At 44.7% G+C, this 13,963-nt stretch carries 10 protein-coding genes; all 10 read left to right on the top strand.

Going from position 1 to position 13,963, the window contains the following annotated elements:
• The first annotated feature begins 21 nt into the window (after positions 1-21).
• The 10 genes from ASG85_RS10195 to ASG85_RS10145 all read left to right on the top strand — a co-directional run bounded on the left by ASG85_RS10195 (position 22) and on the right by ASG85_RS10145 (position 13,911).
• Positions 22-1,134 (top strand): extracellular solute-binding protein, encoded by a 1,113-nt coding sequence (locus ASG85_RS10195; RefSeq protein ID WP_060646132.1) that lies wholly within the window; start codon positions 22-24, stop codon positions 1,132-1,134.
• Between the two features lie 83 nt (positions 1,135-1,217).
• Positions 1,218-2,228: an ABC transporter ATP-binding protein gene (locus tag ASG85_RS10190; protein ID WP_060646152.1), complete on the top strand. Its 1,011-nt coding sequence runs from the start codon at positions 1,218-1,220 to the stop codon at positions 2,226-2,228.
• A 12-nt stretch (positions 2,229-2,240) separates the two neighbouring features.
• Positions 2,241-3,950, top strand: a complete 1,710-nt coding sequence (locus ASG85_RS10185; RefSeq protein WP_060646131.1) for an ABC transporter permease — start codon at positions 2,241-2,243, stop codon at positions 3,948-3,950.
• A gap of 552 nt (positions 3,951-4,502) precedes the next feature.
• The gene (locus ASG85_RS10175; protein WP_060646129.1) at positions 4,503-5,525 is read left to right on the top strand and encodes a response regulator; all 1,023 of its coding nucleotides are present in this window, start codon (positions 4,503-4,505) and stop codon (positions 5,523-5,525) included.
• Entirely contained in the window at positions 5,525-7,330 is a 1,806-nt protein-coding gene (locus ASG85_RS10170) for a sensor histidine kinase (RefSeq protein WP_060646128.1), read from the top strand. Before ASG85_RS10175 ends, ASG85_RS10170 begins: the two co-directional genes overlap by 1 nt.
• A gap of 96 nt (positions 7,331-7,426) precedes the next feature.
• Positions 7,427-8,401, top strand: coding sequence for an ABC transporter permease (locus ASG85_RS10165; RefSeq protein WP_082588036.1), 975 nt, complete (start codon positions 7,427-7,429; stop codon positions 8,399-8,401).
• Positions 8,402-8,416: 15 nt separating this feature from the next.
• Complete coding sequence (locus ASG85_RS10160) at positions 8,417-9,310, top strand: carbohydrate ABC transporter permease (RefSeq protein ID WP_060646127.1); 894 nt, start codon at positions 8,417-8,419, stop codon at positions 9,308-9,310.
• A 14-nt stretch (positions 9,311-9,324) separates the two neighbouring features.
• Positions 9,325-10,968 carry an ABC transporter substrate-binding protein gene (locus ASG85_RS10155; RefSeq protein ID WP_060646126.1) on the top strand — a complete coding sequence of 548 codons (1,644 nt, stop codon included), beginning with the start codon at positions 9,325-9,327 and terminating at the stop codon, positions 10,966-10,968.
• A gap of 45 nt (positions 10,969-11,013) precedes the next feature.
• Entirely contained in the window at positions 11,014-12,420 is a 1,407-nt protein-coding gene (locus ASG85_RS10150; protein ID WP_060646125.1) for a sulfatase-like hydrolase/transferase, read from the top strand.
• 516 nt (positions 12,421-12,936) lie between these two features.
• A complete protein-coding gene (locus ASG85_RS10145; RefSeq protein ID WP_060646124.1) occupies positions 12,937-13,911 on the top strand; it encodes an SGNH/GDSL hydrolase family protein in 975 nt (324 codons plus the stop codon).
• The last annotated feature ends 52 nt before the right edge of the window (positions 13,912-13,963 follow it).

Here is a 13,963-nt window from a genome sequence, read left to right as displayed (position 1 = left end):
CCTAAAGGAGAGTCAAAAAAAATGATGAGAAAAATGATAAGCGTATCTTTAATATCAATCATGTGTTTAGCGGTAACTGCCTGCGGTGGAGGCAATACAAATGGTAATACTGCGGGGACTACCGCACCGACTAGTACACCGGCCGCATCTGCACCTGCATCGAAAGAGCCGGTTAAGAATGAAAAGTTGATTGTTTATACGAACGCGAATTCAGACGGCAGAGGCGATTGGTTAGTCCAGAAAGCGAAAGACGCTGGATTTGAAATTGAAATTGTCGGGGCAGGCGGAGCAAATTTAACGAATCGCTTGATAGCCGAGAAAAACAATCCAGTTGCGGACGTGATCTACGGATTGAACAATATGCTTTATGAAAATTTAAAGAAAGAAAAAGTTCTTGCCAAATATGCCCCAGCATGGGCGGGAGAAATTGAAGCAGGCTTGAACGATACGGAAGGATATTACCACGGTTTGGTCAAGCAAGCCATTCTGATTGGCTATAATCCAAAGACTTATACGGCGGATACAGCACCGAAGGATTGGTCCGATGTGTATAGCAATCCGCAGTTCAAAGGTAAATATGAGACTCCCACTCAGCTTGATCAAATTACGCCGCAGTTAATTGTGGCAAGCATATTGACCAAATTCAAAGATGACAAAGGCGAGTATGGAATTTCAAAGCAAGGCTGGGATGAAATCAAGAAGTTGTATGACAACGGTGTCCCAGCTGTTAAAGGTGAAGATTTCTACCAAAATATGGTTAATGGAAAATCCCCGATTGGAGCCGTTGTTTCAGGTACTCTTCAGGCAAAAGAGAAACAATATGGAGTTAAAGCGGGAATTGTAAGTCCAAGTAGTGGAGTACCAATGATTGTAGAACAAGCGGCCATCGCGAATGGGACTAAGAAAATGGAAACGGCAAAAAGGTTTATCGACTGGATCGGTTCGGCGGACTTGCAAGGGCAATTTGCCGCACAATTCAATGCCATGCCTGCGAATACGAAAGCTGTTGCAAAAGCAAATAAAGATGTACAGGCTCTTTATGCTTCAATCAAGCCAATAGCTTTTGACTGGGTATTTGTTGCCGGAAATCTTGGGAAATGGGTAGAAAAAATTCAATTGGAAATTATGAAATAAGGTTTGATCATTCAAGCTGCATGTTGGAATATTCCATGCATGCAGCCTGTTTATTTAAAAAATACTTTTTGCAGAGGTTAAAAATGATTACATTTAAAGATGTTCAAATTCATTTCGGCGATTTCCATGCTATCAAGAACCTTAATCTCAACATCAGAGAAGGAGAATTTTTTACGTTTCTCGGGCCGTCGGGATGCGGGAAAACGACTATTCTTCGGAGCTTGGTAGGTTTTATAAATCCTGCGAGTGGACAGATCCTGTTGAATGATCGGGATATCACCCAAGTGCCTATTGAAATGCGTGAAATCAGCATGGTCTTTCAAAGCTATGCTCTGTTTCCCACATTAAATGTATACGAAAACATTGCTTTTGGCATGCGGGTGAAAAAGTTCTCTAAAGCCGAAGTAGATACGCAGGTTAAAGAGATTGCCCGAAAAGTAGATTTAAGTGAGGAACAGCTTGGCAAAAAAGTGTCCGAGTTATCCGGCGGTCAGCAGCAGCGTGTCGCTATCGCGAGGGCTCTTGTGCTCAAGCCAAGCATACTTGCATTGGATGAGCCTTTGTCCAATTTGGACGCCAAGCTGAGAGTGCAATTGCGTAACGAGTTAAAGGATCTTCAGAAGAAGTTTGGGATCACTACGGTATATGTAACGCATGATCAGGAAGAAGCCTTGACTTTATCGGATCGAATCGCTGTATTTAACAAGGGGATTGTTGAACAAGTCGGTACGCCGCGGGAAATTTATAATGAATCTAAGACGGAATTTGTTTGTAACTTTATAGGCGATATTAATCTGATTCAACCGGCGATTATTCAGAACTCTCCCTTAAAGGATTTCATTGATCCCGCCAAAAAGTCTTATATTCGAAACGAAAAAATAAGCCTCACACCAATAGCTCAGGGTAAAAATGCCGTACAACTAAAAGGGAAAATTGTGGATCAGGAATTTTATGGCATTTACACAAAGTATTCGGTGGAGATTGCAGGCGGCGGGATATTGAAGACCGTTGAAACAGAAAAAGGTCATGACCAATACCAAACGGGAGATGAGATTGACATTTATATGCACGCCGGCGATATTTTGCAGTACTAGGGGGTAACATTGTTGAACGTACAGATTACTAAAAAAGCGCGGTCGTCCGTCCCTTTGTCCACACGGATATTCTATGCTTTGATAGCATGGTTTGTCATCGCCTTTCTGATTTATCCGAATCTTAATGTTTATTATGAAATCTTTTTCGGTAAGGGAAATTTTTCACTTGAACCCGTTCAAAAGCTGTTATCCTCCGCTCGTGCCATGAAAAGCTTATACAACAGCTTTATTTTAGCGATTTCGCTTATTTTTACGGTAAACCTTGTCGGGATCTTCTTGGTTCTGGTTGTCGAGTACTTTGATATCAAAGGCGCAAAAATATTAAGGCTTGGCTATTTTACAACACTCATCTACAGCGGCGTTGTGTTGGTATCCGGTTACAAATTGATTTACGGTGAAACGGGACTTATGACGAAAGTCTTGACATTTGTATTTCCTTCCTTTGATACGACGTGGTTTCACGGCTATTGGGCAGTTCTATTTGTCATGACGTTCGCGTGTACATCCAACCATGTCCTTTTTCTAAGCAATGCTATGCGTAAAGTGGATTTTCAAACAATCGAAGCAGCGAAAAACATGGGGGCATCACCCTTTTATATTCTGAGACGGGTCGTACTTCCCGTTTTGAAGCCGACTATTTATGCGTTGACGATTCTCCTCTTTCTGACAGGATTAGCTGCAACATCGGCGCCTCTGATTCTTGGAGGGACGGAATTTCAAACGATTACGCCTATGATTCTTGCCTTCGCCAACAGCACTTATTCCAAAGATTTAGCCGCGTTGCTTGCGCTCGTTCTCGGATTGGCAACTATGGTTTTGCTGTCCATCATGATCCGGTTTGAAAGAAAAGGAAATTTCATGTCGGTATCCAAAGTTAAATCCGAGATGGTTAAGCAAAAAATCATTAATCCGCTTGCGAATGTGCTTACCCATGCCGCAGCCTATCTTCTGTTTCTGATCTATGTCATTCCGGTCATTCTTATTATTGCTTTTTCCTTTACAGATGCCCAAAGCATTGCAAAAGCATCGATTTCCTTTAGCAATTTGACATTGAACAATTATATCCAAGTGTTTTCAAGTCTTTCCGCTTTTAAACCTTATCTGGTAAGTGTCTGCTATGCAGCGGCAGCGGCAATTACCGTCGTGGCTTTGGCTTTAATGGCTTCCCGAATATTGCATAAATATAAGAACACCTGGACCGATATGCTGGAGTATTCCCTGCTGATCCCATGGATGCTGCCTTCAACATTAATTGCAATCGGTCTGATTGTCACCTTTGGCACACCTCGGCTTATTATTGGCAATAACGTGTTGGTCGGATCCGTATGGTTGCTGTTCATTGCCTATGTGATCGTCCACATTCCATTTACCCTTCGTATGGTGAAGGCATCCTTCTTCAGTCTTGACAGTAATCTTGAGGATGCAGCCAAAAATTTGGGTGCCAAATCCTTTTATACCTTCAGAAGGGTACTTCTGCCTATCATTCTTCCCTCAACGCTGGCTGTCCTTGCTTTGAATTTCAACGGGATATTGGCGGATTATGACCTGACGGTATTTCTGTATCACCCTCTGTACCAGCCGTTGGGCATTGTTATCAAAAATAGTACAGACGCAGATGCGGTGGCTGATTCAAAAGCGCTGACTCTTGTCTATTCTGTGATTTTGATGATTATGTCAGCCCTTACCTTATATTTTGTATACGGTAGAAGAAGTAAAGGCTAGTCCCAACAAAAAACCTTCCTACTGATATTATCCCCTTATGGTTGACAGTGTAGAAAAGTCCATGGGTACAATGGACTTGAAAGCTGCTAAACTGGAGGGGATTTTTTCATGGCCAAAAAGGGACAAGTATTTATCCAATAGCAGGATCGATGGCGAGCGGATCCAGCGGTGCGGATGGGCGATAGTAGGGGAAACCCTGAAGCATGCTACCATTATCGTTGTGGCGGATCACATGATGTAGGTCCACGAGCAAGTCAAGCCGACGAATAAGCTGGATCAAATAAACGATTATTCAGCCAATATGCACATAGACAGACGATTCGGTAGGCTTGCCGAATGGTCTATTTTCATTTACATGCCCATTTGGTTTATTAAGGGCAAGGAATTTGCATTTTGATGACTTTGTTTAGGTTTTAATGGGTATGCAGGCTTAAGGAAATCGTAACATAATAAAGTATGGAGCTGAGAATGCATACATTCAGACACAGTCAAAGATCCGCGTACGGGCAGTCCGAGGTGGCGATCAAAAGTTAATAAACAGGGGGCAAGCGAATGGCCAGAATCTTTATTGTTGACGATGAACCTATCATCGGGATTGGTCTCAAAACGTTAATTGGGGAATATAAACGGTTTAGTGAAATTGATACGTTTACAGACGGTGTGTCAGCGTTGTCGAACATCATGGCTTACCCTCCGGACGTTGTGTTGACTGATATTCGCATGCCTCGTATGGATGGTTTGGAACTATGCCGAAATATTCAACAGCTAAAGCTCTTCACCAAAGTCGTTGTACTTTCGGGATACGGGGATTTTGCATATGCGCAAAAATGTATGTCGTACGGTGTACAGGAATATTTGCTGAAGCCTATTACAGAAATCGAGCTTTTTCCGGTGCTGGATAAAGTGCTCGCCACGCGGGAAGCGGCGCTTATTTCCTTCACCCTTTTTGAACAGTGGGCTGACCAATTGGAGGAAGCGGTTTGGATGTTGGACAAGCTTCGGGCCAATGAACTGCTTGAGGTGGGAAAGAGGGAGTTGTTCCCCGTTGAAACGGACATTCAGCAGTACCAGCGGGTATACGACGCTGTCAGGCTGCTTCTTAAGAAACTGAATGCCAGAGGGACGTACAGGGTTGAGGTGAAGCCGCTTTTCGAGGAGAACACGGTCACCACGATTACGTACGAATGGTTTCAGGCTGAAATCGGAATTTGGATACAACGATTAAGTGAGTATCGCAAGCATGAAAGAATCAACGTTTTGGAGGCGGCTATCCAGTACATCGATGAGCATCTTTTCGAGGAGGAGCTTTCACTGGACATGGTTGCTGGGAAGCTAGGCGTGACACCGACCTATTTCAGTCATTATTTTAAGAAAAATACGAACGAGACCTTCGTGCAATACCGGATGCGCAAACGAATCGATAAAGCCAAACAACTGCTTGCCGTTCCGCACTACAAAATCCTAGATATTGGAGCCGAGGTCGGTTACGATAGCTACCCCCACTTTTCCAGAGTCTTCAAAAAGGCAACGGGCTATTCCCCTACCGAATATCGCGGGCTGCTCGGGATCAAGTAATGAAAAACAGCCTGGTACGCAAGGTTTACATTTACTTTGTCATTATTATCGCGCTGACTTTGGTGACGGTGGGGGTTACCGGTTATTGGCGGTCGTCCAACGAATTGGAGAATCAGTATGAAGGGCTGCTGACTCAAATCGTTGATAATGTTTTGCATGAAACCGATTTATTTTTGAAAAGTTACGAGCGGGCAACGGTCTCTATTCTGATTTCTCCTGTCGTGAAAGAGGCTCTTGATCTTCCAAGCAATTCAACTCCTGGCTTTTATACATCCGAAATTGCCATGAAGGGGGTATTTCAACCTGTTCTCATCAACAATCCGGAAATATCAATGACGTACATTATCGGTTATAACGGGTTCCAGGCAACGGATTTCAATATCCACATTGTTCCTTTTAATTACAAAGGCTTTGAAGAATATGTCGAACAGATGAAGGAAGACGATGATATAAACGGGAAGCTGACGATTCAGGATTCCGGATTTCTGGACGGTCATCTTACACTTATTCGCAAATTAGCGGACCGAACCTCATCGAAATCATTTAAAGGCATTATGGGCTTCGAACTAAAGATAGGGGAGCTAAACACGCTCTGGAAGGGCATAAAGCTCGGACAATCCGGATATTTTTTTATCATCAACGATCGCGGGAAAATATTATACCATCCAGATTCGAGCCGGATCGGCAAGCAGCTTGACGGGATGCATTTCAATACGGTTGAAGCCAACAAAGACCAAATATTTGAATTGCCCGGAGAACCGGAGCGGGTTTTCTTTAGTCGAAAGTCCGACTATTCCGGATGGACGCTGGTGGCCAGCATGTCGGTTGCTGAACAGAGCAAGCCGATTTCAGACTTGCGGCAAACAACGCTAATCGTAGGTATCTTCACATTGATTTTGGCCTTATTTCTAGCTTACCGTTTCGGTCAATCTATCGTTCGTCCAGTTCGACTACTGGAAAACGGGATGCGTCAGACGGCCAAAGGTCAGTGGACCCGAGTACCACTGACCGGAAGCCGTGATGAGATGGATCAGCTTATCACCAGCTACAATACGATGGTTACCCGGCTGGAAGAGCTTGTCGAGCGGGTTTACGAGACCGAGCTGCGCAATCAGGACAATTTAATGAAACGGCAGCTGGCCGAATTTCAATCGCTGCAATTACAGATTAATCCGCACTTCTTGTACAACACGCTGGAAATTATTATTTGTTACGCCGTTATCCAGAAATCAAGCGAAATCAAAGACATCGTTCGTTCTCTGTCGTATATGCTGCGCTATTCCATACGTACCGATTTGGAGAAAATTACGGTAGCAAACGAGCTTAAACACATTCTGTATTTTATGTCTATTATGAAATACCGCAACCAGCGCGAATTTGAAATCGATGTTCGCATCAGTACGGATTATTTGCTGGACAGCATGGTTCGCTTGACGCTGCAGCCCTTGGTCGAAAATGTGTTTAAACATGCGTTTCCCTATGGGATCGAGGATACTCACACGATTATTATTGACGCCAGGAAGGATGAAGCGGATTTTTATGTCATCGTGGAAGATAATGGCTGCGGTATTGAAGCGGAAACCCTTCTGCAATTAAATGCGCGTTTCCAGAACAGCCGGGAAGATAGACTGCTGGATTCACAACCAACATTCGAAGGCAGCATCGGACTGCTCAATGTGCATAATCGGATTCAGATGGTGTTCGGAGAGCAGTATGGGCTTTCCATACAAAGCGACTTGGGTGTAGGCACGAAGGTTACGATTCGCATGCCGTCGTCCAGCGCAAAAAAAGTCATGCTGGTGTAAAACAGCACAATGCTCGGTTGTCCCTATTTTTTGTATGCTACATATAGAAAGACATCAAACATAGCGAGTCATGGACATCGAGAGAGGGAGGGATTTATGGAAGTTTCGGCTAGCAAGAGCAATATGTTGTCTGCAACTGTCGGTAAAAAGGAAAGTTACTTGTCTAGACTGAAGAAGAACGCATCCAGCCATTGGCAGCTCTACCTGTTTATGCTGCTGCCGATTATTTATTTGCTCATATTCAAGTACGTGCCGATGTATGGGGCATTGATTGCGTTCAAAAATTATCTTCCGACTAAAGGGGTATGGGGCAGCGAATGGGTAGGTCTGAAGCATTTCGATCGTTTTTTCCATTCGTATGAGTTTGTGCGGATTATGAAAAATACGATCCTGCTCAGCATCTATAGTTTACTTGCAGGGTTTCCGTTCCCAATCATTCTTGCGCTTTCCTTGAATTACGTAAACGCTCGTTTCTTTAAGAAAACCGTGCAAATGATCACTTACGCACCGCATTTTATTTCCGTGGTCGTGATGGTAGGCATCATTCTGCAAATGATGGACCCGCGGGTTGGCCTGATTCAAACGATTATGAAATATTTCGGATTGCCGACAATCAATTTCATGGGCATACCCGAATGGTTTTCACACGTTTTTGTCTGGTCTGGTATTTGGCAAAACGTTGGTTTTTCCTGCATCATCTACTTGGCAGCGCTTGCAGCTGTCGATCCTTCGCTGCACGAGGCTGCTGTTGTGGATGGAGCCAATAAAGTGCAGCGAATGTGGCACGTTGACTTGCCGGGTATTATGCCGGTTGCTGTTATCTTGCTGATCATGAACACCGGCCATGTGCTGGACATAGGCTTCGAAAAGGTATTGCTGATGCAGAATCCGCTGAATATGAGCTCATCTGAGGTGATCGATACTTTTGTGTATAAAGTCGGTTTGGCATCAACAGCCATCAACTATTCCTACTCATCTGCCATTGGATTATTTAAATCAGTCATTAATTTGTTCCTGCTGGTTCTCGTCAATCGGATAGCCAGAAATTTGGGGCAAACCAGTCTGTGGTAATAAGGGGGCACGTCTATGACAGGAAGCATGAAAGAAAGTGCAGATGACAGGCTTTTTACAATTCTGAATTACATCATCCTATTCATTTTTACGATTACGATTCTTTATCCTCTGGTTTATATTGTTAGCGCTTCCTTCAGCTCATCCACAGCGGTTATTTCCGGTAAAGTCTGGTTGTATCCGGTAGAGCCGACGCTGGCGGGTTATGAAGCCGTATTTAAGCATCGCTTAATTATGTCGAGCTTTTTGAATTCGGTCTTTTATACCGTAGTGGGAACGACGATCAATGTGCTCTTTACACTCATTGCGGCTTATCCGCTTTCGAGAAAAGATTTTATGCCACGTAATAGCATTATGGCTTTGTTTGTATTCACAATGATGTTTTCAGGCGGATTGATCCCGTCTTACCTGGTTGTAAAAGAGCTCGGTATGATCGACACAAGGTGGTCTTTAATTATTCCGGGAGCGCTTGCCGTTATGAATATGATCATTGCCCGCACGTATTTTCAAACGACCATTCCGGATGAATTGCTGGAAGCTGCTCAAATGGATGGATGCAGTGATCTTACGTTTGTGCGGAAAATCGTGCTTCCTTTGTCAGGTCCAATCATCGCTGTAATCTCCTTGTTTTATGCAGTCGGGCATTGGAACCAATATTTTAACGCACTGCTTTATTTAAAACATCAGGAGTTGTACCCAATTCAATTGGTTTTAAGGGATATTTTGGTGCAAAACGAGGTCGATGCGTCGATGATAACGGACGTTGCCGATCAAGCGGCAAGAGATGGCCTTCGGGAGCTGTTGAAATTTTCCCTTATCGTTGTGTCTACGCTGCCCGTGCTCATCATCTATCCATTCATACAAAGGCATTTTGTCAAAGGCATGATGATTGGATCATTAAAAGGTTAAAGGGAGGTTTTTACATGAAAAAAGCTCTAACAGCTTTAGTAGCGATTACGACGTCTGTAGCGCTTCTAAGCGCATGTGCGGACAGCGGACAACAGGAAGCAGCCCAAAAGACGGAAGCAAGCAAGGACGATCAAGTCACAGCAGCGGGCGAATTCCCGATTACGAAAGAAAAGACGACGCTCAGGGTCATGGTCAAAGGCTCCAGCATTGTCGAAAATTTTGCAACGAACGAGTTCACCAAGTGGCTGGAGGAGAAAACGAACATTCATATCGATTGGGAAGTCGCTCCGGAAAAAACATTTGCAGAGAAGCTTAACGTTTCACTTGCAAGCGGCGATTATCCGGACGTGCTGCTTAATATGAGCGTATCGCCGATTCAGCAGTCGATTTACGGTAAGGATGGCGTATTTATTCCGCTGAACCCGTATATTGACAAATACGGCGTGGAAATGAAAAAGATGTTCGAGCAGGTTTCCTATGTCAAAGATTTGATTACCATGCCTGACGGCAAAATTTATTCGGTCCCTCAGGTTAATGATTGCTACCACTGCTCACTTGGTCAAAAGATGTGGATTTATCAACCATGGCTAGATAAGCTTGGTTTAAAAATGCCGGAAACGACTGACGAGTTTTATCAAGTACTAAAAGCATTTAAAGAAAAAGATCCGAACGGAAACGGGAAGGCAGATGAGATCCCTCTTGTCGGCGCTACGAATGGCCCATCATCTACGTTGGACCTTTTTCTGACCAGCGCTTTTATCGAGAAGGATTTCAATCTGCGCTTTGTTAAGGATGGAAAGGTTCAAGTTGCCTATAATCAACCGGAGTGGAAGGACGCTTTGACATATATGCATAAACTGTTTGCTGAAGGTTTAATCTCTCCGCAAACGTTTACACAGGATAGAAACCAGTTGAAACAAATGGGCATGAACCCGGAAATCCCGATCACCGGAGCTATAGCCTCACAAAACCAAACGGTATTTGTCGAAGTCGATAACTCGAGATTCAAAGACTACGTATCGGTACCTCCGCTCAAAGGACCGTCAGGTATACGTTCAACTGCGTATAATCCTTACGCAGTATCTGCTGGTCAATACGTCATCACCAATAAGGCCAAAAATCCCGCTGCCGCATTCCGTATGGCTGACCTGCTGCTTTCGGAAGAAGCGACTCTGCGCAGCACGCAGGGCCGTCCTGGTCAGGAGTGGGTGCGTCCAGAGCAAGGAGAGCTTGGCGTTAACGGGAAGCAAGCCGTATGGAAACCGATTGCCACGTTTGGCAAGCTGCAAAATATTCACTGGGCGCAGGCAGGACCTTCGCTGCGAACAAACGACTTGCGATTAAGCGTGGCAGCGGATCCAAAAAATTCGCTGGAACTTATTTTGTATAAGGAAACTAAAAAATACGAGCCTTACAAAATCGACCCGAGCAAAATTGTGCCGCCATTGTTCTTCACCAACGAACAAGCGGAGGAGCTCTCTACGCTTGAGAAGACGCTTACGGACTACAGAACTGAATTTTTTGCGAAAACGGTTACAGGTTCGCTGGACATTGACAAGGAGTGGAACAACTATTTGAACACTTTGGACAAAATGAACGTTAAACGCTACCTGGAAATTTATCAACAAGCCTATACCCAGTATAAATCGAAAAAGTAGAGCCGCATCCGGAAGCATTCCTGTCTGGTGAGAGTGAGGTACAAGATGAAAGAGAAGTACTTAAAGAAGCTTTCAGCCGAAAGATCTAATGTCGTATTTATCATAGCGGATGATCATCGTGGTGAAGCCATTGGAGCATTCGGCAATGAAACCGTGCAGACGCCGATATTGGATTCATTGGTTGCCAGCGGGACATCTTGTCGTAACACTCATATATTTGGCGGTCTAACCGGGGCGGTTTGCGCACCGAGCAGAGCGTGCGTCCATACGGGTATTCCAATCTTCCGGGCGACGATCGGCAAGGATATGATGAACCGGGAGCATTCGAGCGTCATTCGTCCGGATGTTCGGCTAATGCCGCAAACGATGCAGGGTGCCGGGTATCGAACTCATGCGATCGGCAAATGGCATAACGACAAGGCAAGCTTCGCCCGAAGTTTTGAAGGAGGGGATAAGCTAACTTTTCACGGAATGAGCGAGCATACAAAGGTTCCTGTGTACGATTATGACCTGACTGGGGCTTATCCGAAGGAACAGGAATATAACGATCATACGTTCTCGACGGAGTTGTTTACGAACGCAGCCGTCCAATTTATTGAGGATTACCGGGAGGAACGGCCGTTTTTCCTGTATGTGGCGTATACAGCGCCGCATGATCCCCGAACCGCACCGGAGCCGTATGCTAGCATGTACGACAAATCCGACATTCCGCTGCCTCCGAACTTTATGAGGGAGCATCCATTCGATACTGGCGATCTGACGTGTCGGGATGAGAAGCTTGCACGATGGCCGAGGGACGAGGGCGAAATTCGCGAACATATTGCCGATTACTATGCGATGATAAGCCATTTGGACGCGCAAATCGGTAGAGTCGTCGAAGCGCTGAAGGCTAAGGGCATTTATGACGATACACTCGTCGTGTATACAGCGGATCATGGCTTAGCGGTCGGGCAACACGGACTGATGGGCAAACAGAACCTTTATGAGCACAGCGTACGTATACCGCTTATATTCAGGGGGCCAGGCGTGCCGGAGGGCAAGCAGGAGCCTGCGCTGGCAAGCAATATTGATATTTTTCCTACCGTTGCAAGGCTATGCGGCGTCGATCTGCCGGAGGAAACGGAAGGCATAAGTCTGTGTCCCATCTTTACAGGAGAAAGCGATGCCGTTCGCGGTATCGTGTGCTCTGTTTATCGAGATGTCCAGCGGATGGTAACGGACGGCCGATGGAAGCTGATCCGTTATTATCGCTCGCCAGTGACGAACACAGGAACGGAACGAATCCAGTTGTTCAATCTGCTGAGCGATCCTTGGGAAACGCAAGATTTGTCGGCAGAGCCGGCAAATGCCGGGGTCATCGAACGGCTTGCCTCCGAGTTGGCTTCATGGATGCAGGCTTCCTGTGATATTTTGCAGGATAAGCCGGTGATTCCTTTTACACCCTTGGCTTGAGCCAAGAGTCTTATCTCATAAAGAGTCGCGGAAATCGCGACTTTTTCTTTTATAAGATAAGCGTATGTTTTGGAGTGAGCGAGGAGTTACCTTCCTGCCTCTCTCTCGCTGAGATGAGGGAACTACAGTGCGCTATTCCAGTAAAATGTGTCAATATAGCGAGGTTGAGGGAACTACAGTGCGCTATTTTGCAGTTTGCTGGGAAATTCAGCTCTTTTCGTGGAAATAAGGCACTCTAGTTCCGCCAACACTCTAGTATCTCTGCTTTTTGCCTAAATAGAGTCCTAAAGTTCCCTTAATAGAGAGAATAAGGTAGCTGAACGTGCTTGTTTGTTCGAATTGTTGCTGTTTTGAAGGCATAAGCAAGGCAGGAGTGCTTATTGTTCGTTCATACGCCAAGAAAGGAAGGAAATGCAGCGGATAAGCACACTTTGTGGTCTTATTTTACAAAACGTTGCACAATTTGGCAGGTTAGGCACTTCTAGCTTGCCTATTTATAAAGAGGTGAATTGATGCATGCAAACAATTGAAATAAATAAAGAGTGGTTTCGAGGTGCCGTTTCAATAGAAACGAGTGATATCGGACTCCGGCCGTGGCGATTGCCACATGATCAGCTCAGCTTATTTGCTTCTAAATTAGTGGAGAAGGCAGGGGAAACAGCGGGTGTTAGAGTTGCATTTATAAGTGATTCCACTTCAGTGGAGCTGCATGTCGCTAGAACGGATAAAGATATACGGTTTGACCTCGTTATCGAAGATGAATTAGTCGATACCAAGACGCTCCTTGCAGGAGAAGAAATTTGCTTATTTACGAAATTACCAGGCAGCATGAAGAGGGTTGACATTTATTTGTCACAAGAAGCTGCGGTCATTGTGAAAGCACTAAAAGTCGATGATAGGGCTTCGGCGGCTCCTTTTCCAGACAATCAACCTAGGTGGGTTGCCTACGGCAGTTCGATTACGCAGTGCAGCTCAGCTGAAAGTCCGGCTCTGACTTGGCCGGCTATCGTAGCACGCAGCAAAGGTTGGGACCTGACCTGTATGGGATTTGCTGGACAATGTCATTTGGAACCAATGGTTGCACGCGTCATCCGTGACCTTCCCGCCGACGTCATTTCTTTATGCCTAGGCATTAATGTGATGGGTGGCAATAGTTTAAACATCCGAACGTTTCGTTCTGCAATTATTGGCCTGATATCAATTATTCGGGAAAAGCATCGCAACACTCCCCTATTTTTATTTTCTCCTATTTATTGTCCTCATAGGGAGACAAACGAAAACTTAGTAGGAATGACCTTGGTTACAATGAGGAAAGAAATGCAGGAAGCAGTGAATATTCTAATTTCTTATGGGGAATCAAATATGACTTATGTTGACGGTTTGGATATTTTCGGAGAAGCCTTTATTGACAAACTACCAGACCATCTGCATCCGAACGCAGAAGGATATAGAATTATAGCTAATCATATATTGGGTAAATTGAATATTTAACTAGCTATATTGATGAGTGGAATTTGATATTTTGATGATGAGTTTAAGGTTT

Source organism: Paenibacillus sp. Soil724D2, assembly GCF_001427935.1.
Lineage (GTDB): Bacteria > Bacillota > Bacilli > Paenibacillales > NBRC-103111 > Paenibacillus_E.
This window is presented reverse-complemented; position numbering and strand designations above follow the sequence as displayed.